General features: G+C 43.7%; 21 protein-coding genes, 1 tRNA gene and 1 pseudogene. 5 read left to right on the forward strand and 18 right to left on the reverse strand.

Annotated elements, in window-relative coordinates:
• From JMX92_RS10670 to JMX92_RS10725, 12 genes and pseudogenes are all read right to left on the reverse strand, one after another.
• Positions 1 to 457, reverse strand: a pseudogene (locus tag JMX92_RS10670) (RNA-guided endonuclease TnpB family protein); the annotation flags it as partial.
• Between the two features lie 257 nt (positions 458 to 714).
• Positions 715 to 1647, reverse strand: a complete 933-nt coding sequence (locus tag JMX92_RS10675) for an electron transfer flavoprotein subunit alpha/FixB family protein (RefSeq protein WP_011959895.1) — start codon at positions 1645 to 1647, stop codon at positions 715 to 717.
• 182 nt (positions 1648 to 1829) lie between these two features.
• The gene (locus JMX92_RS10680) at positions 1830 to 2579 is read right to left on the reverse strand and encodes an electron transfer flavoprotein subunit beta/FixA family protein (RefSeq protein WP_011959894.1); all 750 of its coding nucleotides are present in this window, start codon (positions 2577 to 2579) and stop codon (positions 1830 to 1832) included.
• A gap of 531 nt (positions 2580 to 3110) precedes the next feature.
• Positions 3111 to 3326 carry a cold-shock protein gene (locus JMX92_RS10685; protein WP_007394029.1) on the reverse strand — a complete coding sequence of 72 codons (216 nt, stop codon included), beginning with the start codon at positions 3324 to 3326 and terminating at the stop codon, positions 3111 to 3113.
• Between the two features lie 412 nt (positions 3327 to 3738).
• Positions 3739 to 4152 (reverse strand): hypothetical protein, encoded by a 414-nt coding sequence (locus tag JMX92_RS10690; RefSeq protein WP_155586522.1) that lies wholly within the window; start codon positions 4150 to 4152, stop codon positions 3739 to 3741.
• A gap of 190 nt (positions 4153 to 4342) precedes the next feature.
• Positions 4343 to 5359 (reverse strand): ketol-acid reductoisomerase, encoded by a 1017-nt coding sequence (ilvC, locus tag JMX92_RS10695; RefSeq protein WP_011959892.1) that lies wholly within the window; start codon positions 5357 to 5359, stop codon positions 4343 to 4345.
• A gap of 109 nt (positions 5360 to 5468) precedes the next feature.
• Positions 5469 to 5963 carry an acetolactate synthase small subunit gene (gene ilvN / locus JMX92_RS10700; protein ID WP_011959891.1) on the reverse strand — a complete coding sequence of 165 codons (495 nt, stop codon included), beginning with the start codon at positions 5961 to 5963 and terminating at the stop codon, positions 5469 to 5471.
• Positions 5963 to 7678, reverse strand: a complete 1716-nt coding sequence (locus tag JMX92_RS10705) for an acetolactate synthase 3 large subunit (RefSeq protein ID WP_190272748.1) — start codon at positions 7676 to 7678, stop codon at positions 5963 to 5965. The genes ilvN and JMX92_RS10705 overlap by 1 nt, the downstream gene beginning before the upstream one ends.
• A gap of 1079 nt (positions 7679 to 8757) precedes the next feature.
• The gene (gene queF / locus JMX92_RS10710) at positions 8758 to 9660 is read right to left on the reverse strand and encodes an NADPH-dependent 7-cyano-7-deazaguanine reductase QueF (protein ID WP_201545555.1); all 903 of its coding nucleotides are present in this window, start codon (positions 9658 to 9660) and stop codon (positions 8758 to 8760) included.
• 142 nt (positions 9661 to 9802) lie between these two features.
• A complete protein-coding gene (locus JMX92_RS10715; RefSeq protein ID WP_201545556.1) occupies positions 9803 to 10618 on the reverse strand; it encodes an ABC transporter permease in 816 nt (271 codons plus the stop codon).
• The gene (locus JMX92_RS10720; RefSeq protein WP_201545557.1) at positions 10615 to 11580 is read right to left on the reverse strand and encodes an ABC transporter ATP-binding protein; all 966 of its coding nucleotides are present in this window, start codon (positions 11578 to 11580) and stop codon (positions 10615 to 10617) included. Before JMX92_RS10720 ends, JMX92_RS10715 begins: the two co-directional genes overlap by 4 nt.
• A gap of 370 nt (positions 11581 to 11950) precedes the next feature.
• Positions 11951 to 12601 (reverse strand): c-type cytochrome, encoded by a 651-nt coding sequence (locus tag JMX92_RS10725; protein ID WP_155586525.1) that lies wholly within the window; start codon positions 12599 to 12601, stop codon positions 11951 to 11953.
• A 408-nt stretch (positions 12602 to 13009) separates the two neighbouring features.
• Here JMX92_RS10725 and JMX92_RS10730 point away from each other — a divergent pair.
• A tRNA-Arg gene (locus tag JMX92_RS10730) sits at positions 13010 to 13086 on the forward strand.
• A 144-nt stretch (positions 13087 to 13230) separates the two neighbouring features.
• Here the strand turns inward: JMX92_RS10730 and JMX92_RS10735 are convergent.
• Positions 13231 to 14205 carry a hypothetical protein gene (locus tag JMX92_RS10735; protein WP_201545558.1) on the reverse strand — a complete coding sequence of 325 codons (975 nt, stop codon included), beginning with the start codon at positions 14203 to 14205 and terminating at the stop codon, positions 13231 to 13233.
• Positions 14206 to 14375: 170 nt separating this feature from the next.
• Positions 14376 to 14801 (reverse strand): hypothetical protein, encoded by a 426-nt coding sequence (locus JMX92_RS10740; protein WP_110816210.1) that lies wholly within the window; start codon positions 14799 to 14801, stop codon positions 14376 to 14378.
• A gap of 61 nt (positions 14802 to 14862) precedes the next feature.
• Here JMX92_RS10740 and JMX92_RS10745 point away from each other — a divergent pair, with 61 nt between their 5' ends.
• Entirely contained in the window at positions 14863 to 15612 is a 750-nt protein-coding gene (locus JMX92_RS10745; RefSeq protein WP_201545559.1) for an NAD-dependent deacylase, read from the forward strand.
• 130 nt (positions 15613 to 15742) lie between these two features.
• Here the strand turns inward: JMX92_RS10745 and JMX92_RS10750 are convergent, their stop codons facing one another.
• From JMX92_RS10750 to JMX92_RS10760, 3 genes are all read right to left on the reverse strand, one after another.
• Complete coding sequence (locus tag JMX92_RS10750; protein ID WP_155586527.1) at positions 15743 to 16318, reverse strand: TPM domain-containing protein; 576 nt, start codon at positions 16316 to 16318, stop codon at positions 15743 to 15745.
• Between the two features lie 157 nt (positions 16319 to 16475).
• Positions 16476 to 17666: a TPM domain-containing protein gene (locus JMX92_RS10755; protein ID WP_110817288.1), complete on the reverse strand. Its 1191-nt coding sequence runs from the start codon at positions 17664 to 17666 to the stop codon at positions 16476 to 16478.
• A gap of 226 nt (positions 17667 to 17892) precedes the next feature.
• Positions 17893 to 18504, reverse strand: coding sequence for a LemA family protein (locus tag JMX92_RS10760; protein WP_011959879.1), 612 nt, complete (start codon positions 18502 to 18504; stop codon positions 17893 to 17895).
• Between the two features lie 560 nt (positions 18505 to 19064).
• Here JMX92_RS10760 and JMX92_RS10765 point away from each other — a divergent pair.
• A complete protein-coding gene (locus tag JMX92_RS10765; RefSeq protein ID WP_155586528.1) occupies positions 19065 to 20612 on the forward strand; it encodes an alanine/glycine:cation symporter family protein in 1548 nt (515 codons plus the stop codon).
• Between the two features lie 73 nt (positions 20613 to 20685).
• Here JMX92_RS10765 and JMX92_RS10770 read toward each other — a convergent pair whose 3' ends face one another.
• A complete protein-coding gene (locus JMX92_RS10770) occupies positions 20686 to 21336 on the reverse strand; it encodes a fasciclin domain-containing protein (protein ID WP_110816205.1) in 651 nt (216 codons plus the stop codon).
• Between the two features lie 322 nt (positions 21337 to 21658).
• Here JMX92_RS10770 and metH point away from each other — a divergent pair, with 322 nt between their 5' ends.
• Together metH and JMX92_RS10780 are read left to right on the forward strand one after the other, a co-directional pair.
• Positions 21659 to 25477, forward strand: a complete 3819-nt coding sequence (metH, locus tag JMX92_RS10775) for a methionine synthase (protein ID WP_201545560.1) — start codon at positions 21659 to 21661, stop codon at positions 25475 to 25477.
• A 160-nt stretch (positions 25478 to 25637) separates the two neighbouring features.
• Positions 25638 to 25934, forward strand: coding sequence for a hypothetical protein (locus JMX92_RS10780; protein ID WP_201545562.1), 297 nt, complete (start codon positions 25638 to 25640; stop codon positions 25932 to 25934).
• Positions 25935 to 26039: the final 105 nt, after the last annotated feature.

The raw sequence follows: 26039 nt of genomic DNA on the forward strand, positions 1-26039 counted from the left end.
TTTGATACAAAGACAAATTGTAGCTATCGAATACGTCTATGATTACCTTTTGACCTTTACAGAGCGATAGCTGTATGGTTGATTTAAGTGCTTTTTTACCTGTTTGTCTGGTATGTAGATACTTGATGGCAGATTTCTTAAAAGGTATCCAGCCAAGTGATTTACGTTTGGCATTAGGTCTATTAGTACGCCAATTAAGTTTGGCTTTTTTAAACTGCTTACGAGATTTGGCATGAGTTTCGTTGATGGCTTGCAAAGTTTGCGAGTGTAAGCCTAAATACTCTCCACTGCCTTTGGTGTATTGGCTTAAATCATAGGCCGAAAAGCACTTACCTGTGCGTCTTAAATGCTCAAAGCTTAACGCATTAACATAGTTCCACGCATAGTTAACACTCCCAGCTAGTTTGTTTAGCTGGTTTGCATGTTTGTCTTTGATGCGTAGCTTGAGGGTTTTCATAGGGTTAGTATGGCGAGGTTAATTTTAACTTGCAATACTTTAAGTACTGATCACGACAGTGTGTGTCGCCTTATATCCACCCCCTGAAGTGGGTGGTTTTACGGCGACCGGTGATAAATTGGCTTGGCTGTAAAAGCTGTCAATGTAAAAGCCCCCAATCTTTCGATTGAGGGCTATTCACCAAATTAAGCGACAAACCAGACTAAGGCAGCACTACAAAGTGTATTAGCCAGCTTGGTACTCAGTTTTGGCTAACATTACAGCTTGCTGGTCAACTCAGGAAGTACTGTGAATAAGTCACCTTCTAAGAAGTAATCGGCAACACTTGCAATCGGTGCTTCTGGATCGTTGTTAATAGCAACGATAACTTTAGAGTCTTTCATACCTGCTAAATGCTGGATGGCACCAGAGATACCGGCTGCGATATATAGGCTTGGTGCAACGATTTTACCCGTTTGACCCACTTGCATATCGTTAGGAACATAACCTGCATCAACTGCGGCACGTGAGGCACCGATAGCAGCACCTAGCTTATCTGCTAGTGGCTCGATGTATTTGGTGAAGTTTTCACCATTGGCTAGGGCACGGCCACCAGACACTACGATTTCAGCAGAAGTTAGCTCTGGACGATCTGATTTCGCAAGCTCTTCGCTTACGAAGCTTGATTTGCCTGCATCTTGAGTGTCATTACGCTCTTCGATAGTTGCAGAGCCACCTTCAGCAGCCGCAGCATCAAAAGCTGTGGTACGTACAGTTAGAAGAACCTTGTCTTCTGAGGTTTTAACCGTGGCCAATGCGTTACCAGCATAGATAGGACGCTCAAAAGTATTGGCATCAATAACTTGCATCACATCAGACAGCATGCTGACATCTAATAAAGCCGCTACGCGTGGTAAGAAGTTTTTACCGTTAGTGGTCGCTGGTACAACGATGTGGCTGTAGTCGCCCGCTAAATCTTTAACCAATAAAGCCACGTTTTCGGCCAATTGATATTCATAAGCTGGACTGTCTACACAAATTACTTTGCTAACACCAGCGACTTTAGCCGCTTGTTCTGCGACAGGTTTACAGCCAGAACCTGCAACCAATACGTGGATGTCACCACCGATCTGTGAAGCTGCGGTCACTGTGCTTAACGTTGCCTTTTTTAGCTCGGCATTATCATGTTCTGCATATACTAAAATTGCCATGTGAATATTATCCTTTCAAATAATGAGATGAGAGTGTGATTGGGTAACTGTTGGTTGCTGCCAAGGCTTAGTCTTATTTAATTTAATAGGCATAAACTGCATGTTTATGAGTATTTATAATGCTAAACGCCGACAATCAACTGACACCACTAATCAAATTTATGTGAAGTTAGTTTCAAAAATTAGATAACTTTTGCTTCATTTCTTAGTTTGTCGATTAGCTCGTCCACCGAACCCACTTTAACGCCTGCAGAACGCTCAGGTGGTGGCGTTACTTTAATAATCTCTTGCTTAGAGGCCATCTCTACACCAAAATCCGCTGGCGTTTTTTCATCAAGAGGCTTTTTCTTAGCTTTCATGATGTTTGGAAGTTTTGCGTAACGCGGCTCATTCAAGCGCAGGTCAGTTGTAATCACAGCAGGTAATGATAGAGCAACTGTCTGTAGACCACCGTCGATTTCACGAGTAACGTTTACTTTGTCGCCTTCAACTTTAACTTCTGAGGCAAATGTACCTTGGCCGATACCCATCAATGCGGCAAGCATCTGACCGGTTTGGTTATTGTCGTCATCAATCGCTTGTTTACCTAATAAGATGATGTCAGTCGCTTCTTGCTCTGCGATACCTTTTAGGATTTTTGCAACTTGCAGAGGGTATGGTTTTTCATCAGTTTGAACCAAGATACCACGGTCAGCACCTAGTGCTAAAGCTGCACGGATTTGTTCCTGTGCTTCTTTTGGACCGATAGAGGCAACGATAACCTCGTCAACTATGCCCGCTTCTTTTAAACGTACTGCTTCTTCAACAGCAATTTCACAAAATGGGTTGATTGACATCTTAGTGTTGCTAAGATCTACGCCAGAATTGTCAGCTTTAACGCGAACTTTTACGTTATAGTCAATCACACGCTTAACAGCGACTAATGCTTTCATACGTTCCTCGTTTATTAATGTTATGAGTTATTAAAATTAACCAGTTATACGCACCAAGTTTAACCAGTTATACGCACCAAGTTTAAAGGCCTACCTGGTACTTTGTAAATTATTCTTATATATCTTAGCCAATATAGGGTCTAATATATATAACAATTTGTAGGATTTAATTAACAGAAATTTCGCCCCATTAATTAAAGCTGCCCTTAGTGTACACAACTGTTAAACCTTTATGCCAACCATTTTTTTGTAGTCAAGGCAGTATAAATAAAGATTTATTATCAAACATCATTATATTGCGTGAGCAGCCCAATAAGGTCAAGCCATTGGCGTGAATAAAGGGTCATAAATTTATGGGTGAGCTGTTCTTGACACCCAACTGAGCTAAATTAATCCAAACCCTGTTATTAAACCTCAAGCGTTATTAAACCTCAAACAAAAAAAAGAGACAACCCATAGGGTTGTCTCTTTCAAGTACCATCATCTATTGAGATGATTAATACTCATTTGTAGGTCTAAGCCTACAAGAAATTATTCAGCTGATTCGATTTGTTCAGCTTGTGGACCTTTTTGGCCTTGGCCTAATACGAAAGTAACTTTTTGACCTTCGGCTAGGGTTTTGAAACCGCTGCCTTGAATAGCACTGTAATGAGCAAATACGTCTTGGCCGCCATCGTCTTGTGCGATGAAACCAAAACCTTTAGCTTCGTTGAACCACTTAACAGTACCTTGTACACGTTCTGACATAACTTTTCCTAATATAAAATTGATTTAACTATAGTCATGATGCTTTTAACTGGGCAAACCTCAATGGATTACACCGGTAGAAAACGTAAATCGAGCAGTATCGATTAGAATGTTGACTAATCTTCACTCTAATAAATAACCACTTCTATTACATTGCTACGATTAAACGCAGTCATGTTTGAATCACTAGCTGTGCTATTCATTCAAAAAGTAACTTACTTACTGGGTGTTAGTATAACAGCTTTAAACAACTTGTCCTAATATTATCTGTGCTTTTAGTTAGTTTCCTGTAAATAATGTAAAAGCGGACTAACTAATTTTGATAAGCTTTATCAGTCCATACATAACACAGTGTCAACCCAAGACCGCTTCCATAATACAGTACTAGGAATACAGTGCTAGGAATACAGATCTAGTACGTCTTAGTCAGCACAAAAATACAAAGCGCAAAAAAGGTCACTGAAAAAGCCTGACCAAAACTAACCAATGGCTTTGGAATAACCAGATCCTCTGGCGTGTCAGGCATACCACCTGAGCGTCTGAGCAATACCGTGCCATATATCCAGCCACCAGTGGTATAAATGGCATAGGCCAGAGGCACTGTCATCGCTAAGGGATTTAAATCGATCCAGTAAAGCACCGAAATAGAGACAAAAAACCACAGCGTATCAATCACTGAGATAAGATGAAAAAATCTAGATTTTGGCAGCTTACCTAGTGTTGCTTTGACCATCTCCCCCTCTATCCAAATAAGCAAAGCCACGACCGCACTTAGTATCAGGTAAATAGTTTGAGGGTTTATCTGTGATAACCACGCCGTATTCATAACACCATCTCTTTTTTATTATTAAAATTGCCGTATTTTACACGCCACATTGGGCGTATATTGAGCTATTGTTCTTGTCATTCAAGCACACTGACAAGCGCACTGAAAACCAAAAAGCCCACATGCTTAATAACATGTGGGCCGACGGCTCATCGTAGCCAGTCTATTGTGCTACCTTAAACTAAGCGACTTAGTTTTTTTCTTTATCGATGATTTTGTTACCACCAATCCAAGGCATCATAGAGCGAAGCTTAGCACCTGTTTTTTCAATTTCATGATCCGCATTATTACGACGACGGGCAGTCATTGAAGGATAGTTGGTCGCACCCTCAGTGATAAACATCTTAGCATATTCACCAGATTGAATGCGTTTTAGCGCATTGCGCATGGCTTCACGAGACTGCTCGTTAATAACTTCTGGACCGGTTACGTACTCACCGTATTCAGCGTTGTTACTGATTGAGTAGTTCATGTCAGCGATACCGCCTTCATACATTAAGTCTACGATAAGCTTAAGCTCATGCAGACACTCAAAATAAGCCATTTCTGGAGCGTAGCCGGCTTCTGTTAGGGTTTCAAAGCCCATTTTTACAAGCTCTACAGCACCGCCACAAAGCACTGCTTGCTCACCGAAAAGGTCAGTTTCAGTTTCGTCTTTGAAGGTGGTTTCGATAATACCAGAGCGACCGCCGCCCACACCAGAGGCATAAGATAGTGCCACTTGCTTGGCTTGACCTGAAGCATCTTGGTAAATAGCGATTAGATCGGGGATACCGCCGCCTTTAACAAACTCAGAGCGTACCGTGTGACCCGGTGCTTTTGGTGCCACCATAATCACATCTAGATCTTTACGAGGTACCACTTGATTGTAGTGGATAGCGAAGCCATGAGCGAAAGCTAGGGTTGCGCCTTCTTTGATGTTTGGCTCAATAACGTCTTCGTATAAAGATTTTTGGAACTCATCTGGGGTTAAAATCATAACCACGTCAGCTGCTTGTACCGCTTGTGCTACTTCAGCAACTTTTAGACCTGCGTTTTCCGCTTTTTTCCAAGAGCCTGAATCTTTACGCAAGCCCACAGTCACATCAACGCCTGAGTCTTGAAGGTTAAGCGCGTGCGCATGGCCTTGTGAACCATAACCGATAATGGCTACTTTTTTGGCCTGGATGATAGATAAGTCACAATCTTTATCGTAATAAACGTTCATAATTTAGTCCTTTTTAAATACTTTCAATCACCTTGAAAATAATTGATTATGTTGAAATTCAACCTTTAAATATAACACCTTTTTTTGGCTTAGCTTAAAATTTCCCTAACTAAACGCTAAGGGTGCGCTCCCCACGTAAAATACCGATAACCCCTGAGCGAACCACTTCTAAAATACGCTCATGGCCAATTACTTCAATAAATCCATCAAGCTTAGCTTCATCACCGACAATCTGGATGGTATACATGTTTGAGGTGACATCCACAATTTGAGCACGGAAGATATCAGCACTACGTTTAACCTCAGCTCGGGCACTGCCAGTGGCGCGTACTTTTATCAGCATAAGCTCACGCTCAACATGATCATTTCCGCTTAGGTTAATGACCTTAATCACTTCAATCAGCTTGTGCAAGTGCTTGGTAATTTGTTCGATTTTTTCGGCACTGGCATTGGTGGTCAACGTCAAGCGTGAGATAGTTTCGTCTTCTGTTGGGGCTACGTTTAGTGTCTCGATGTTATAGCCACGCTGCGAAAACAATCCAACAAGGCGTGAAAGCGACCCAGCTTCGTTTTCCATTAGTACAGAGATTAGATGTTGTTGCATTAGGTACGCTCCCCCTTAGATAACCACATATCGCGCATCGACTGACCCGCAACCTGCATTGGATAAACGTGCTCATGACGGTTCACATACACGTCAATAAATACCAATTTATCTTTCATGGCAAGGGCTTGAGCCAATTGCTCATCAAGCTTTTCTGGGTCGGTAATTTTGATACCAACGTGACCATAGCTTTCAGCCAGTTTCACAAAGTCAGGTAGTGACTCCATGTAAGATGAGGCATGGCGGCCTTCATAGAGCATATCCTGCCACTGCTTTACCATGCCCAGCTGAGCGTTATTTAAGCATAAAATCTTCACCGGCAAACCATACTGGAAGCAAGTAGACAGCTCTTGGATATTCATCTGAATAGAGCCTTCACCGGTGATACACACCACATCACGCTCAGGTTCAACCAATTTAGCTGCCATAGCATAAGGCAGGCCCACACCCATGGTGCCAAGGCCACCTGAGTTTAACCACTGGCGCGGCTCATCATACTTATAATATAGTGCAGCGAACATCTGATGCTGACCCACATCACTGGTAATAATCGCTTTACCCTCAGTCAGCTCATACAATTTTTCAACCACAGCTTGCGGCTTCATGCCTTCATCTGTATTGGTGTCATAACGTAGGCCATGACGCTTACGCCATTCATTAATCTGCGACCACCAGTCAAGTAAGGCGGGCTGATCTAGCTGTTTGTCATCACCTTTTAGCTGCTCAAGTATATCGGTTAATACCGACTTTACATCACCAACGATAGGAATATCGGCCATGATGGTCTTAGAAATAGAGGCCGGATCAATATCGATATGGATGATGGTGGCGTTTGGACAGAATTTCTGCACATTATTGGTCACGCGGTCATCAAAGCGCGCCCCCACCGCCAAGATAACATCGGCATGGTGCATGGTCATGTTGGCTTCATAAGTGCCGTGCATACCCAGCATACCTAGGAACTGACGGTCTGAGCCTGGAAAGCCTCCCAAACCCATTAAAGTATTGGTGACGGGTAAGTTGAGCTTATGAGCAAGCTCGGTCAGCTCTTTGTGAGCATTACCAATAATCACACCGCCGCCTGAATATAAGATGGGGCGTTTGGCGCCTAATAAAGTCTCAATGGCTTTTTTAATCTGACCACTGTGGCCTTTTACTGAAGGCTGATAAGAGCGCATGCTGACTGAATCAGGATAATTGTATTCGTATTTTTCATGCGGCGCAGTGGTGTCTTTGGGAATATCGATGACCACAGGACCTGGACGGCCGGACTCTGCAATATAAAATGCTTTTTTGATAATACCGGGTATTTCGCTGGCATGGCGCACTTGGAAGCTGTGTTTTACGATCGGACGAGACACGCCCACCATGTCTGTTTCTTGGAAAGCATCGTCACCGATTAAGTACTTAGGCACCTGACCGGAGATGACCACCATAGGGATAGAATCCATAAACGCGGTGGCAATAGCAGTGACGGTGTTGGTAGCGCCAGGACCTGATGTGGCCAATACCACACCTGTTTTGCCCGTTCTGCGAGAATAAGCATCCGCCATGTGACCAGCGGCTTGCTCATGACGCACCAGTAAATGCTCAATGGCATCTTGCTTAAATATGGCATCATAAATGTGCAATACCGCACCACCTGGATAACCAAAAATATACTCAACGCCCTGATCAATTAAGGCCTGGACCAGCATTTCGCCACCAGAGAGCATGATTGGCCCATCGCCATTTTCTAAAAGTTCACGCTTTTTGCCAAAATTAATGGCCGCGTGCGCTGTCTGAGTGTGCCCTGTCATGTTAGGGCTTTGGGTTGTTTGGGTCACTGTCATCACCTTTGTTATTGCGGGATGTTATTAAGGCTTTTATCACCCTTATCATCAATCTTTATTATTAACAGCGCCCTGTTAAAAAGCTTATGATAAAAGTGGTGTGATAACTAAACCGGTCATTCGCATTTTTGTCTAACACCAAAACTGGGTAACCGTTTAATCACACGCTATAAAAGTTGCCGGTCAGCAAAGCATACCAAGTGTATACACCTCATACTTTGAATGGCGGTTTAAAACTTATTTAAACCTTACTCAAATTATTATTTTAAGCACATTTTATAAGTCATATCCATACAATTTAATAACCCTATAGACATGACAAAAAATACCATCAGGCATTAGCCATGTGATATGAGCGCTTAAAGATACAGTGAACCTAATTTTGCTGGTTACAGCAGTGTCTTACCAGAGCAGTAAGACTTAAGGTGGTCGTTTAACAAGATTGGTGATTTGGCGAGATGGGCCTGCATATGGCTCTTTATCACACCCACAAATCGGGTTAAAGATTATCTAATAGGCATCAATCTAAATTAAAAGTGGCGCGTTCCCAACAAGACATGCCAAATTCAGATTGATTACTTAGTCACTGTAGACCGATAAGTCCCTGAAACAGAGGCCGCAGCTTGCTATAAATAGCCGTTGTCAAACCAATGACAACACAAAAAAAACGGCTTAATTCATCACATTTAAAGTAGCCACCCTATAGCGGACGGTAATCCAACAATAGTTGCTACGTTAAAGTTACCTAACTCGATAGAGAAGGCTAACTGACTAATCAAAATCCTATAATCGGATGTTTTGGAGGGGATGTCAACTAAATAAATTTAATAATAAACCATACTAATTTTAATCAGTAAAAAAATAAGGGAAAGTATTGGTTATATTACCCCACTACTCCCCCTTAATTTTGGCTTAATATTTTTTTAATATAGCGCTGTTTTTATCCTCAAAAGAGACGCTGATTACTGACGTACCAAACGGCTAGGCGCTGGTAATAAGCTTGGGTCACTAACTCGGCAAGGATTAATATCAATACCGCCGCGACGAGTATACCAAGCCCGTACCATAAGTTTTGAGGGCTTAAAGTAGCGGCTCACATCGCTAAAAATCTGCTCGACACACTGCTCATGAAAGCCATTATGCTGACGGAAGCTTAAAATATAGGTCAATAAACTGGCTTCATCGACAGCCATATCAGTGGTCATTTCAATTGATAACGTGCCCCAGTCTGGCTGATTGGTCACCGGGCAATTACTACGCAGCAGATTTGAGTACAGCTGATAGTCTTGTGCCGTCGAGCTTAATGCGGACTTAGCGCTGGCTAAATTGTTATCGACTGGCGTGTCATGTGCGGATAATAAGCGGGCATCAGGGTGCTCAACCGGCTCAATTTTTACAGCAGCGCCTTGTAATGCGTTATCGATGCATTTGCCTTGCGGATGCGCAATCAAAAATCCTGAATGGTGTGTATCGCCAGCACTAATGGAATCTAAATCAAACAGCTCAACGCCCACATCAGCACCCACACAGGCTGATAAATCTTTAGCAATGGTTTGCTCGACCGCAGCCTTACTGTCAAACTCGGTGAAGTTTAAGCTGTTTAAATACAGCTTTAAAGACTTGGATTCAACAATGTTTGGCGAATGAGCGGGGACAGAAAAGCGTGCTACCGCCATCTGCGAGATGCCTTGAGGATTTAGCCATGAAATTTCAAAAGCATGCCACCAATCTACACCCACCGCCAATTTATCATCATCCCAACCAATGGCATCACGGCCTAAAGAGCGTGCAATGGCATAAAGGGTATCGGGCTGATAGGTTTTTGGATAGCTGGTGGTTTCGCCTAAGACGCCATGAATGCTCATAATCTTATCCTTACTAATTGATGTGTTTGCTCAAGATCTTAAGAGGTTTGAGCGGTTTAAGCTTGGGTTAATACAGGTTACGCCAAAGCAAATACGGCATTTGATTCAAAATCTGCCTGATAATTGACAAGCTGTCTTAGGCTTACAGTCTTAAGCGTGAGCCGTTATCTAATAAACGATAAGCGATGACATAAAAAATCAAACAAAAGACGAATATGGCCGCCATGGATGCCCACACATTCACATCTGAATACCCTAAGATGCCATATCGAAACGAGTTCACCATATACACAATGGGGTTGAGTAGCGAAACGTTTTGCCAAAAAGGTGACAAATTCTCCAGTGAATAAAACACACCGCCCAAATAAGTTAACGGGGTGAGCACAAAGCTTGGAATAATTGAGATGTCATCAAAAGAGCGGGCAAACACTGCGTTAATAAAACCACCCAATGAAAATAGCACCGAGGTACCAAGCACCGTAAATATCATCACAAACCAGTGCTCAATGCCTAAGTTAGTAAAAAATTGCGCCACAATAGACACAATAATGGCAATCATTAAACCACGGAAAACACCGCCACCAACATAGCCTAATAATATGGAATGCTTAGATACCGGAGATACCAAAAGCTCTTCAATACTTGACGTAAATTTGGCGCTAAAAAAGCTTGAGACCACGTTTGAGTAGCTGTTGGTAATGACCGACATCATAATCAGGCCTGGCACAATAAACTGCATATAAGGCACCCCGCCCATCTCGCCAACGCGGGAGCCTATCATCTTACCGAAGATGACAAAATACAAGCTCATGGTAATCACCGGAGGCAGCAGCGTTTGGGGCCAAATACGTAAAATACGGCGTACTTCTTTTACCAAAATAGTGCGAAAAGCAATCCACTTTTGAGCAACTGTTAACCCATCCTGTGGGCGAATTGCTGTGTTGGTGTTGTGACTCATAGTCCCACCTCCTTCATGCTGTCTTTGCCCGCCACACCCTGCTCTACTAAGCGCATAAATAATTCCTCTAAACGGTTGGCTTTATTACGCATACTCGACACTTCGATACCCTGCTCGCTTAGCTGAACAAAGACACTGTTCAACGACTCCCCCTCTGTTAAAGTCACCTCTAAGGTTTGATCATCAGGCTGTTTAATCGCCGTCACGCCAGTAAGCTTAACGGTACCTTGCAGCGGCTTTTCTAAATCAAATACGAAAGTTTCGACCGACAACTGTGCCAATAGGTTTTTCATCTCGGTATTAATACGGATTTCACCATGATCCAAAATGGCTATATAGCGGCACAACTGCTCAGCTTCTTCTAGGTAATGAGTGGTCAAGATAATGGTGGTATTTTCTTCCTCATTAATCTGCTGCATAAACTCCCACATCGAGCGGCGCAGTTCAATATCTACCCCAGCAGTCGGCTCATCCAAGATAAGCAACTTAGGCTTGTGTATCAAAGCTCGGGCAATCATCAGTCGACGTTTCATACCACCAGAGAGCTCACGGGATTTATTATCACGCTTGTCCCAAAGACCCAGTGCAGTCAGAAGCTTTTTGGCTCGTGGCTTGGCATCCTTAGCAGCAATACCAAAATATCCAGCTTGAGTGATTAAGATGTCTTCCACCTTCTCAAACTGGTTGAAGTTAAACTCTTGCGGCACGATACCTAAATACTGCTTGGCAATAGAGGGGTTGGCCAACAGATCCGTACCGAAGATTTTTACCTTACCTTCAGTGGGCTTAAACAGTGAGCTAATAATGCCAATCATGGTCGATTTTCCTGCCCCATTCGGTCCAAGCAGCGCAAAAAATCCGCCTTGAGGCACCGTCAGATTCACATCTTTTAGCGCAGTAAAGCCATTGCCATAGATTTTTGAGAGATTCTCAATTTGTAATGCTGGAGTTGTTTTAGTCATAAAATCACATTTTTGCTAACTTTTAAAAGGAGTAGGATTAAAAGATAATTAGAGTAAGGAGAGCTGCTATATATGGTGTCTAAAATGTTAAATTAAACCCAAGTAGTGACATACTCACAAATTGGCAACAGCAATAAACATTGGCACGCCCTGTTATCGCAAAACAGCTAGTAGCCGGCTTTAATTCCGGCGATTAAGGGCAGTTATCTGAACTATGGATGAACGTTATAAGACCATTCATGGCAAATTATAGTAAACGACAAAAGACGCTCACCGTTAAGTAAGCGTCTTAGGGATGATTGTGAGAAACTAGGTAGGCTAAGTGCTATGCATTTAGCCTAATTATAGCCAATAATTTTATGTTCAATAATTAGCTAGATTGCTCAACCATGTAGTCAACTGCGTTGTGTACTTCTTCATCAGGAATATCAGCACCACCACGAGCAGGCATCGCATTGAAGCCATTCATAGCGTGATCATAAAGTGTGGCTTTACCTTTGGCTACGTGAGGTGCCCATGAGCCTTTATCACCAAATTTAGGTGCACCCAATACCCCACTACCGTGGCAGTTTTGACAGATAGATTCATAAACTGCTTTACCGTCACGTGGCTTACCATCTGCAGAGGCACCTGAAGCGGTTAAAGTGATATCACAGCTGTCATCGCCATCGAAACATACTCTACCATAAGGCTGGATACGCTCAATTAGCTTAGGATATAAGGCGATAAGTTTTTTAACTTGAGGTGTATCTTGTGGAATAGGCTCTTCTGGTGCAGCAGGAGCAGCGGGTGCGGCTTCACCGTCGGCAGCGGCTTCGCCATCAGTGGCAGCAGCATCGTCTGTAGCAGCTGCGTCAGTGGCCGCATCAGCAGGAGCTTCAGCAGCGGCATCGGTTGTCTCGGCAGCCACTTGCGTGGTTTGATCAGCTGCGGCTGCAGGAGCAGCATCTTCAGCCTGGCTTAAAGAAATACCTGAAAGACCAAGAATGGCGGCGGCGGATAACATCGCGATTTTTTTCATGCGTCACAATCTCTTTTTAGAGCGACGTGCCTCAGTGGCTACAGCTAATAGGCGCTTGGCTGACTGGGCCGTCGTGTATGATTGAGTGAATTGTTTTAACTTATCAGTATAAAACCAGCAATAAATTCTTTTCCCTCATATTATAAGGGGAAATGGGGGATAAAAGCCATGTTTCTATGATGACTGTTTCGACAAACAGCCATTTTTTATCGAATTTACTGGTGCAAATAACAGGATTGGTGGCTAATGTATCAAATTATCCTAGGCTTTGTCATTTATTAAGCGCGATAAGATTGGTTTTTTTGTTGGTTTTTGCTAGACTAGCGGCCTTGAGGAGCCTTCATCAAAAAAAGAAGCTGGGTGTTTGTCGACATCTGCCTGTTGGTAACTCAATAAACCTCAAAATATGCGCTCGTAGCTCAGTTGGATAGAGTATCGGTTTCCGAAGCCGAGGGTCGTGGGTTCGATTCCCGCCGAGCGCACCACTCCCCCCTTTTGATCCTATCCCTATTATTTCTATGGCTTAAAAGTCTTTATCTTGCCAGACTTTAGTTTTTTGACATCCCTTTTGATTACATACTATCAACTATAGAATGTTGTACATAGCCCTATCTTGCTGTAAATCCGTTTTATTTAGTACGCAGCCTTCTGGCTCTGTTAACCACCAGATAGCTTACGCCCAATACAGACAACAGCTTTTTATTGGAAAGGGTCTGCTTGATATTGGCCACATTAATATGAGACAACCGTTGTTGTAATATCGTCCGATCTTTTATGGCCTGTACCATAAGTAGAGACAACTGCTTGGCTTTGGCAGCTTTATTGAGATACTTATGCTTGCTACTTGGACGCTGACCCAACTTATGCTGTGCTTGTAGCTTGGGATATTTTTTTGGTCTAGGCGCTCTCGCAGCTGGTGCTATCACCCTGCCTGTTGCATCATATTTTTTAGAGGCACTACTCAGACCAGAAGCAGGCAGCGTACTGGCTTGAGTAGAGGTATTGTCCGTATCGCCCCGAGCTTTTGGCTGAGTCAGCGCTTGGCAGGCTAATTGAATATCCGCCGCCTTATTACTGGCATCCAAGCTCTTAGCATATCGAGCTTCAGCTTGTTGCCACAATTTAGGGTATAAGGCATATAAGGTGCTGTGCTGCTGCGGCTCGCCATAATACTGAACCAACAGCTTGGCATCGGTCTTATTAATCAGCTTTAATTGTTCATACCCAAGCTTTTGATACTCTATTTCCAAAGCCGTAATCATACCCCCAGGCATATAATCAAATATTTTGAAGCCTGGCTCATCAAGTGCTGTGGAATGCTTAGGATAGAAGGACTCCCAAGCTGCTAAGTGATATAAAGAGTGCAGCTCAGACTCAAAGTCAACCTGTTGCTTTTTTTTATCTCTAATAAGCGCTCTTAAGGCCAGCACCGACTCTTTAAAGCCCAGCGGCCACGGCAAAAAAGCTTGTGCCACTTCATACCGCTTGGCAGCATCCTCTTTATGCACCTTTATATAGTTCGACCAAGACAAAAACCCAGTATCTGGTCGGTTGCTTTGTCTCAACTTAACATCCTGTTGAGTCTGTTCATCTTGCCATCGCATAATCAAATAAGCCTGTAGAGTAAAAATTAAAAAAAGCCTTGCTATAGCAGGCTTTAAAGCTGTATTGGCATATAGCCATACATTTTTTGTAATGTCAAACCCATAGCCAGTATGTTGTAGAGCCGCTTTATGTGCTCAGAATTCAGGCTTTTATAAAAGCCTCCTGTATCTTACAGACCGCTGAGCTCGATTCTCAGCTCCTCCACACTAGGCAATTGATGAAAGTTGATAACGACAACATCTCCCAAACGGCGACGACCTAAAGCAGCATTAGCATCTAAGGTGAGCAGAGCCACTTTTTTGGCATTGCGCTCTAACACCAAGTGCTGCTGACGTAGCAACGTGGTAAAGTCAGGAAAATTTTGCATAACTTGCTTTTTAAGCTTGGCCAATTGTGGATTGAGCTTATTGTTAAAGCTTCCAGATTTACTGTTAAACTTCGGCTTGCCGGTGCCTTTTGCACCTTTGGATTTTTGCAAAGCAGCGCTGGTAGTCTGTGCAGACTTTGGCTTTTTTAAATAAGCAATGGCAAACAAAATTAAGCCAATCATGACGACAGCTGCCAGTAACATGGTGCCACTTATTGTCTGATTCATAACTCATCCCCCTAGTAATAAGCTATTATGATACACAAATCCTTTGATATATAGGTGTTTTATGACTGAAGATTTTAATCAAGCCACTCATTTGATATCTAAGGCTAACCGCATTTTTTTGCTGACTGGAGCGGGTATATCTGCAGAAAGTGGTATTCCAACCTTCCGTGATAAACAAACCGGACTTTGGGAGAATTACCGAGCTGAAGACTTAGCAAATATTAATGCCTTTAAAAAAGACCCTCAGACAGTATGGTCGTGGTATCAGTGGCGACGCGGTTTGGTACAAGAAAAACAGCCCAATCCAGCCCATTATGCCCTAGCTAATCTACAGCAGTGGGCCACCGATAACCATAAAGACTGCAGCCTTATTACCCAAAATGTCGATGACTTACATGAACAAGCAGGCAGTCAGGCCATACACCTACACGGCCACTTATGGAAAAACAAATGCAGTCAATGTGACGCAAGCTTTAGTGATGCCATCGACTATAACGACCTACAATTATTAAGCTGTCCAATGTGCGGTGGTCACATTCGCCCTGATATTGTTTGGTTTGGTGAGATGCTGCCACAAGGGGCTTGGCAGTATGCCGAAGAGGCTGCAGTGCACTGTGATGTGTTTATAAGTATTGGTACCTCAAGCTTGGTATATCCCGCTGCTGGCTTAGCACAGCTGGCCAAGCAGACGGGCGCTAAGGTGATTGAGATTAACTTAAATCCGACCCAAAGCCCATTAGTTGATGTGGTGTTGGCTGGTCAAGCCGGTGAAATTCTGCCAAGAATTTTGGCAGCTTTACAAGATAAATGAGTAAAGCACAATAATTCAAAGCAACAAACCCAAAAGGCTAAGCACATCAGTTTTGCCTTTTGGGTTTGTTGGACACAATGTAGCATGTCAAACAGCATTGAGTACGATGACTGTGTTAAAAACACCAAGACTATTTTAAAAATACCACAGTATCAGACAGCTCATTGCCAGCTGGATCATATTCAAGATAATAGTGCTGACGCAATAAAATTCCTATTTCATCAAGCAGATCGGTCAGGCTTTGCTCCATGTTACCTTTGGCCATACCTGCACTGGCCTTATCACACATAGCACGCCACACCGTCGGGCTAACATGGGTGCTAATCCCTCTATCGGCGACAATCTCAAGAGTGTGTTCGCACAAATTGACGTAAGCCAGTACCCCCGTATTCTCCTCAGTATCCCAAACCCGGTACTCACTGAACAAGTCAATAGCTCGCTCTCGACTGCCAACTCGGTATGCTAGGTGGATGGGCAGATGGTTTTCTATCACCAAAAACACCTCACCACGGTGGCCTTTTTCAGCTTCAGTGACTTTATTCGTCAGACGTGTCATGACGGTATCGCTCAGCCAACGATTATGCAAGATAGGCACAAACATCACCTGGCGCCACCATCTAGCAAAGCTTGGCTCACTGACCACAGTATGCCCTTCAGCCACATTTGGATGAGCAGGAGTTAAGTCGGGCTTTGCGTTTTGTTGCATCTTACAGTTACCTCAAAGCTTATAGGCAGATATGCCAATCTAAGTCGAAATTATTGTCAGTTATATTCTATGTCACAGTTGGCTTCTATATCTCATTTATCGTCTATATATCATAGACAACAAAATAGGATGATGATGGCCGCTACTTTATTTTAGACTACCAAGAGCCGCCCGCGCCGCCGCCGCCGAATCCGCCGCCGCCACCGCCGAATCCGCCGCCACCAAAACCACCACCGCCGAAGCCACCGCCGCCACCACCAAAGCCGCCGCCTGGGAAGAATACCACGCCACCGCCGCGGCCACCACGTCCCCCTCTACCGCCGCCTTTTCCACCACCTGAGCTGCGGGTAATCAAGAATAACCATAAGAAGACAGCCATAAATAAGGTGACAATCAGGCCCGCACCACTGGTCAGTGCCAACATAATAAAACCACCTGTGGCAACAAATGAGCCTAGAATACGGCCCAGTACCGAGGTAATAAACAACCCAAAAATCATCGCAATAATAAAGGTGCCAAATAAGGAGGGTGAATCACTGGCCGATTGATTCTGGGCTCGTTCTTTGGCCAGTTTATCCGATTGTGCCAAAACATCCGGATCAGCGACCAGACGCTCTTCAATGCGATTGATACCCTTAACCAGCCCGCCTGCATAATCACCTTGCTTAAACGATGGCGTAATATCCTCTCGGATAATCCCCTTTAAGATAGCATCCGGTAGTACACCTTCAAGGCCGTAGCCTGACAAAATGTACATGTCTCGGTCATTGACAGATACCAATATCAATAAGCCATCATCTGTATCTTTATCACCCAACTTCCATTTATCCGCAACCTGTAAGCTGTAGTCAAAAATATTCATACCATTGGTAGAGGGCACGGTTACTAAGGCAGCTTGTGCCAAACCTTGATCATACAGATGACGCAGTCTTTGGGTTAACAACTGCTTTTCTTGCGGGGTAAAGATATTGGCCTGATCGACCACAGGCGCGTTTAAAATCAGCTTATCGCTATCGACACTCTGCGCAGTAGATTGACGGGGTTCGGCTGTGGCCACATTAGCATTACTGCCGGCTTGTGCGTTATCTTCGGCACGGGCTTCACCCATATTAGGCAGGTTGTCAGTAATGGCCTCATTGCCGAACACTGCATCATTAATAGCTTCATTTTGCTGACCGGCTTTGGCAATGGCCACCATATCCTCAACACTTTGGTCACCAAATTGCTGAGAAGATTGAGACGATGCAGTGCTCGTTGCTTCCGTATTGGCAGCCAAACCTATGGGCGTCACTAATAGGGTCGCAACAACTAAAGACAGTATGGACCAGCTACGTTTCAACTTTTGCATGCGCATCATCACCACTTAATTTTATTCACTTTATTTACTAACTCGCCAGCCAACTGCTTCGTGCTTTTATAGCATAGCAGCAGTGGCTGACTCATCAGGCTACAGCCTATGGGCCGCTTAACCCATAGACCGCTTATCTTATATCGCTAAAGGCCTAAGCTATGACCAACGATTTAAGTTACTTTTTACCTATATTACTAGTTACTTATACTACTCGTAGCTTATATTACTCACCAAAATCAACATCTGGTGCGGTTGAAATCTGTTTTTCGTTTTCAACGGTAAAGTTAGGCTTGGTGTCCATACCAAACACCTTGGCAGTGATATTGGTTGGGAACTGACGAACTGTGGTGTTATAGCTTTGAACTTCTTGAATATAGCGGTTACGCGCCACAGTAATACGGTTCTCAGTGCCTTCTAACTGTGCTTGTAAGTCTTGGAATAATTTATCTGACTTAAGCTCAGGATAACGCTCAGAGACTGCCATCAAGCGTGATAAGGCTCCTGTCATTTCTGCCTGAGCGGCTTGATAATTCTCCATAGCTTGCGGGTCATTTAACGCCTCAGGCGTCAGCTGAATACTTCCGGCTCTTGAACGGGCTTCAGCGACCTGAGTGAATACCTCTTGCTCTTGGTCAGCATATTGCTTAACCACTTTGACTAAGTTCGGTACTAAGTCGTCACGGCGCTGATATTGGTTAACCACCTCAGACCAAGCGGCGGTCACTTGCTCATCTTGGGCTTGTAAGTTGTTATAACCACATCCTGATAAGCTCATGGCTGACATACCCAGTACAGTTGATAGCATCAGCGGCTTTAAAATTGATTTACGTGACATAATGGCTCCAGAATTTTTCAAATTAGAATTTAACTATACAATTTTTACTTATCTAAAAAATATTTTTCGCTCTAAAGTAGGCTTTTGATCTTTACGATGATTAACCACCTGCCCTACGTCCTTTAGATTAATTAAATTTAATAGTTAAGGTACTGCAATTGTACTGTTGTATTAGGCTAAAGCACAATTAATACAATTTTTTGTTACTTAACTACAACCGCAATACTTAACTATTTAGACAGATTTCGGGGATAACTATACAAAAAAAGACTGTTTTATGGCTAAAGAAAATCTTTTTAGTATGAAAAATAATCTGGCAATTTAAACTTTTTTGTGGCAAATTGCAGTTACTAAGACGTACGTTTGAGTAACATTAGTCTAAGTTTACTTACACTCAACTCCGCGTACTGTCTGCTTACGTGTTTGTGTTTATATAATTGTATTGGTTAGTTTTTATTATGGCTCTATTAATTAAATAAGCGCTGTACACACCTTTGGGATATTACAATTAATTGAGAGACAGGCATGTTCCTCATTTGTTTAACACTAGGAAACACACTATGGAAGGCATCGTAAGTGCTTTAAATAATATTATTTGGAGTCCTGCCCTTATCTATCTATGTTTAGGTGCAGGTTTATTTTATTCAATCATGACGCGGTTTGTTCAGATACGTCTTTTTAAAGAGATGCTTCGCTTATTATTCAAAAGCAAACCTGACAATGATGGTATTTCTTCTTTTCAGGCCCTCGCTGTGGCACTAGCAGGTCGTGTTGGTATGGGTAACATCGCCGGTGTTGCTGCTGCCATTGGTTTTGGTGGTCCAGGTGCCGTATTTTGGATGTGGATTGTTGCTTTCTTAGGCGCCTCTACTGCCTATGTCGAATCAACGCTAGGTCAAATTTATAAAGAGCGTGATGTGGTTACTGGCGAATATCGTGGTGGCCCCGCTTATTACTTCGAGCGCGCTCTAGGTCAAAAATGGTACGGGATTGTATTTGCTATCTCATCAATTATCGCTTGTGGTATTTTCTTACCAGGTGTACAGGCCAACGGTGTTGTTAACGCGGTGGCTCAGGTAACAGGTGAAGGTAGCTTGATGACGCTAATGGGCATGGAAGTGGGGTCAACCCGTCTTATTGCTCTGGCCATCATCTTATTAGTATTAGGCTTTATTATCTTTGGTGGTATTAAGCGTATTGCTAACTTTGCTGAATATGCCGTTCCTTTTATGGCTGTCGGTTATGTTGTTTTAGCCTTATTAATCATGTTCACAAACTTTAGCAAAGTACCTGAAGTTTTCGGTATGATCTTTAGCGATGCGTTCTCAGCTCAAGCAGGCTTCGGTGCTGCTATTGGTTGGGGTGTAAAACGTGGTATTTACTCTAACGAAGCCGGTCAAGGTACAGGCCCTCACGCCGCCGCTGCCGCCGCCGTGGATCACCCTTCACAGCAAGGTCTGGTTCAAGCGTTCTCAGTCTATGTAGATACTTTATTGGTATGTTCTGCCACAGCCTTTATGATTCTATCAACTGGTATGTACAATATCCAAGGTACATTACCTGATGGTCAGTTCATTGTACAAAACATAGCAGCTGAAGTTGAAATCAACTCACCTTCCTTTACACAGATGGCTATGGAATCGGTATATGGTACGGTAGGTGATTCATTTATCGCAGTGGCTGTATTCTTCTTTGCCTTTACCACTATCCTTGCTTACTACTATATTGCTGAAGTTAACATCTCTTATTTAACGCGCTATATGGGTAAAAACGCCAGTAAAACCGGCCTATTTATCGTGAAACTGATGATTATGGTTATGGTGGCTTATGGTGCCTTAAATAGCTCAGGCTATATCTGGGGTCTAGGCGATGTGGGTGTTGGCTTAATGGCTTGGTTGAATATTGTAGGTATTATCATTATCTTCTTTGTTGCAAAACCTACACTTACCATGCTTAGAGACTATGAAGCTCAGTTGAAAGCAGGTGGCGGTACTTCAGACAAACGCTTTGTATTTGATCCTAAGAAATTTGGTATCAAAAATGCGGTTTACTGGGAAGAGCGTTACAAGCAAACTGTAGAATCTAATCGTAAAAATGATCTTAAATAAGTTCATGCGTTAACCGCCCAGTACCAAAAAACCCGATACGAGTATCGGGTTTTTTTATGGTATAGGTTGTTCACTAACCTTCAGGAAACAGCACTTTATCAATCACATGTACGGTGCCATTACGGGTCGCAATATCAGCAATTTTAATGGCTGCGGTCCGCCCTATGCCATCTTTAATCATCTTTTGATCCGTGATGATAAGCTGATGATTGTTAAATGTGGTCAAGCGACTTGCATGCATCTGAGCTAAAGTAAGGGGCTTGGGGGTCTTGACCACATGATAAGCCAGCAGTATGCGCAGTAGAGGTTTATTTTGCATCAGCTTTTGCTTGGTCATCGTGGTCTGATTAAACCAAGCCTCAAAAGCTGTATTGTCCGGCGCAAAAATCGTGTAGTTTTTGCCTGCAAATCTAAGTGCCCCACTCAATCCTGCGGCCTCAATGGCTTCGACCAAAATAGAAAGGTTGGGATTTCGTCTGGCCATTTCTAACGCATTTTCTGAAGCATCATAACTAAAAGGCTGCACGTTATTAGGACGATTGGGCTGACTGAACAGAGCAGTTGTTGGTACAGAATATAGCGGTGTGGCAGGCTTTGTGGTCGGCTCTAAGCTTGAGTAGACATCTCCTTTGACCACAGAGGCCGGAGCACTTATCGATATCGATATCAGTGTCAGTCCAATAGCCGACAGCCTCCCTAACGCTATCGTAGGCATTGTTGCCATAAGGGTAAACCTCCTTGTTTATCTGGTTTATGGGCATATATCCTAAGCCCGATCAGCTTTGATATCTTCATTTCTATCCTAAAGCAGTGCTGTATAAAATACCAGTAAGGCTATTTATTATTTATACACTGTGCAGTTAGCTGCGGCTTAAAGCTTGTGATAACAGCTACTTGCGATATCTGGGCTGCGTTTATACCAGCTAGGAATTAGATATTGTTAAGCAGTATGCTACACTAGCTTATCTTAAAAATTTTAGCTGCGGGCCACCCCCAAAGGCTTACCTCTTATTTTCCCCTATTAACCTACTGTATAAGATAGTGCTATGGCCAACTGCTCCCATCCCGAACACAATACCAAAAAAGATCTTCCCGAAACTGCTATAAAAAAAGGGCATAATCCAGATAATTTTAATTTAGTGCCGCCGGCTAAGTTTCCTTTTAAAGAGCAGCAACTTACCGCCCGCCAGCGCATCGTAGAACAGCTAAATCAGCGTATCTTAATGCTAGACGGCGCCATGGGTACCCAGATTCAGACCTTTAAGCTTGGCGAGTCTGATTACCGCGGTGAGCGCTTCGCTGATTTTACTCAAGACGTGCAGGGCAACAATGATCTGTTGGTATTGACCCAGCCTAAACTCATTAAAAGCATCCATCGTGATCACCTGACAGCAGGCGCCGATATTATTGAGACCAACAGCTTTAACGGCACTCAGATATCTATGGCAGATTATGCGATGGAGCACTTGGTCCCTGAGATTAACAAAGAGGCAGCCCGTCTTGCCCGTGAAGTGGCCGATGAATTTACGGCGCAAAATCCTGACAAACCACGCTTTGTGGCAGGGGTTATTGGCCCAACGTCACGCACTTGTTCGTTATCTCCAGATGTCAATGACCCCGCTTATCGTAACGTCACCTTTGACGAGTTGGTAGACAATTATACCGAAGCCTTATTTGCACTAATTGAGGGTGGTATCGATCTGGTATTAATTGAGACCATCTTTGATACGCTAAACGCCAAAGCGGCGATTTTTGCGGTGACCGGCGTGTTTGAGACAATAGGTTTTGAGTTGCCCATAATGATATCAGGCACCATTACCGATGCCTCTGGTCGTACCTTGTCGGGTCAGACTGCCGAAGCCTTTTATAACTCAATCCGCCATGCCAAGCCGTTATCGGTAGGCTTTAACTGTGCACTCGGTGCTGATGCTTTAAAACCACATATCCAAACCTTATCAGATATCGCCGATACGTATATCTCAGCGCATCCCAACGCCGGCTTGCCCAATGAATTTGGCGAATATGATGAAACACCAGAGCAAACCGCGGCGCTACTTGATGGCTTTGGTAAATCAGGCCTGTTAAACATTGTCGGTGGCTGCTGTGGTACTCGTCCTGAGCACATTAAAGCCATCCATGATGTGATGCAAAAATATCCACCACGCCAGATCCCCACCATTGCACCTGCCTGTCGTTTATCCGGTCTTGAGCCATTCACCATCACCAAAGATAGCCTTTTTGTCAACGTCGGTGAGCGTACCAACGTGACCGGCTCCAAAAAGTTCTTACGCTTAATTAAAACCGGTGAATTTACCGAAGCGTTAGATGTGGCACGTAACCAAGTTGACGGCGGCGCTCAAATTGTCGACATCAACATGGATGAGGGGATGCTCGACTCCAAAGGTGCGATGATTCACTTCTTAAACTTGGTGGCCGGCGAGCCGGACATTAGCCGTGTACCATTGATGATTGACTCCTCAAAATGGGACATCATTGAAGAGGGATTAAAGCGCACTCAAGGTAAATCGGTAGTGAACTCCATCTCGCTCAAAGAGGGTTATGATGAGTTTGTGAAGCATGCCAAATTATGTATGCGTTATGGTGCGGCAGTGATTGTTATGGCCTTCGATGAAGACGGTCAGGCTGACAGCTATGAGCGTAAAATTCAGATTTGTCAGCGCAGTTATGACATCTTAGTTAATGAGGTGGGCTTCCCCTCTGAAGACATCATCTTTGACCCCAATATCTTTGCGGTAGCCACCGGTATTACCGAGCACAACAACTATGGCGCAGACTTCATTAATGCCACCCGCTGGATTACTGATAACTTACCCAACGCCATGGTGTCAGGTGGTGTGTCAAACGTGTCATTTAGCTTCCGCGGCAACCCCATCCGTGAAGCGATTAACGCCGTATTCTTATACCATGCCATTCAAGCAGGCTTAACCATGGGTATCGTCAACCCTGCCATGCTCGAGGTGTACGATGAGATTCCAAAAGAGGCTCGTGACGCCATTGAAGATGTGATGCTTAACCGTAATCAGGGCGAGTCTGGTCAAGAGGCCACCGAACGCTTAATGACGATAGCAGAAGCTTATGTGGCCGGTGGTAAAAAGAACGATGGCACCATTGACTTGTCTTGGCGTGAGCAATCGGTTGAAAAGCGTATCGAGCATGCCTTAGTCAAAGGCATCACCACTTATATTGATGAAGACACCGAAGAGGCACGCCTAAAATACCCCAAACCACTACACGTCATTGAAGGACCACTCATGGATGGCATGAACGTGGTCGGCGATCTATTTGGCGCCGGTAAGATGTTCTTACCACAAGTGGTGAAATCTGCCCGAGTGATGAAACGTGCGGTTGCGGTATTAAACCCTTATATTGAAGCCGAAAAAGTCGAAGGTGAGGTCAAAGGTAAAGTGGTTATGGCGACCGTCAAAGGCGACGTGCACGATATCGGTAAAAACATCGTTGGCGTGGTACTCGGCTGTAACGGTTATGACGTAGTCGACCTTGGGGTGATGGTGCCATGCGACAAAATATTGGACACCGCCATTGCCGAAAAGGCGGACATCATTGGCCTGTCGGGTCTAATTACCCCAAGCCTTGATGAGATGGTCTATGTCGCCAAACAAATGCAAGAGCGTGGCATGACCCTGCCACTAATGATCGGTGGCGCGACGACATCCAAAGCGCATACTGCGGTAAAAATTGAACCCAATTATCAAAACGATGCGGTCATCTACGTTTCCGATGCGTCGCGTTCTGTGGGCGTAGTCACCAAGCTATTGTCTCAAGAGCACCGAGTAGAGCTGCTTCGTGAGATGCGCGAAGAGTACCAAAAAGTACGCGAGCGCTTGGCCAATCGTAAACCAAAAGCAGCCAAACTCAGCTACCAAGAGTCTATAGAACAAGGCTTTAAATTTGATTGGGATAATTACACCCCGCCTGTACCCAACGAGCAAGGTCAAATCATCTTTGATAACTACCCTATCGAAAATTTACTGCCGTATATTGACTGGACGCCCTTCTTTGTCTCTTGGGGATTGGTCGGCAAATATCCAAAAATCTTCGATGATGAGATAGTTGGGGCGGAAGCCAAAGACCTATTTGCCAATGCCAAAGCACTGATGCAAACATTCATCGATGAGCAGCTGGTCACGCCAAAAGGGGTATTCAAAATCATGCCTGCCCGCCGTACCGATCATGATACCGTGACCGTGTATGACAAAGAGCCAAGCGCTGGCGGACAGCCAACGCATGTGTTTGAGCATCTGCGCCAACAGTCGGACAAAGCCAGTGGCAAGCCAAACTACAGCTTGGCGGACTTTATCTCTCCCTCTGAGGACTATGATGATTATCTTGGCGGCTTTACGGTCTCTATCGTCGGCGCCCAAGAGCTGTCTGACAGCTACAAAGAAGCGGGAGATGACTACAACGCCATTATGGTACAAGCCTTATGTGACCGCCTAGCCGAAGCCTTTGCCGAGCATTTACACGAATTAATCCGTACCAAATACTGGGGTTATCAGCCTACTGAGCAGTTGACCAATGAGGAGCTGATTAAAGAAAAATACGTCGGCATCCGCCCAGCACCAGGCTACCCTGCCTGCCCTGAGCACACCGAAAAAGGCAAATTGTTTGATTGGTTAGACACCACCAATGCGATTGGTACCACTCTGACCGAAAGTTTTGCGATGTGGCCTGCGTCATCGGTTAGTGGTTTTTATTATTCGCATCCTGAGAGCACGTACTTTAATGTGGGTAAAATTGATCGTGACCAGTTAGAGGATTATGCCAAACGTAAAGATTGGGATATTAAGACCGCTGAGAAGTGGCTGAACCCTAACTTAACGTAAAGTTGATTAGATAAATATTAAAAAAGCGGGCTTCTTTTGGAAGTCCGCTTTTTTGTTTTCAATAACCATATTCAGCAGTGCCGTTGTATTTAAAGAGATTCTATTATATTAATATATGATTAGATATATTCCATAATGACAAAGCATTTAAAGGATTATTATGAATAAAAATGAACTAGACAGAATAGTGTTTTTCTCCGAACATGATATGGCTAATGGTCATCAACTAGAAAAAGCGGAGTCTATTTTAAAAAGTGAAATCCAAGATGATTATAAAGATATTAACGATATATTAGAGTTATATAACTTAAAAAAATATATAGATAGAGACTTATTTTTGAAAAGCTGGAGCTCAGAAGACATTGATAGTTTTAAGGTTAAAGCTATCAGCTATGGAAAAATTATTGGTAGGTTTATAGCTAATATCGATGAAACTAATACCAAACCCAACAATTAAAGTTGCGCCCAAGCACGAGCAGTTAACGACCGAATTCTTTGTGGCTGTTTAAGCAAATTATTCCAAGCCAAGCAAGCGGCATCGACAATAGCCTCATAACTGTCA

It is taken from the genome of Psychrobacter sp. H7-1, from assembly GCF_904846585.1.
Taxonomy (GTDB): domain Bacteria; phylum Pseudomonadota; class Gammaproteobacteria; order Pseudomonadales; family Moraxellaceae; genus Psychrobacter; species Psychrobacter raelei.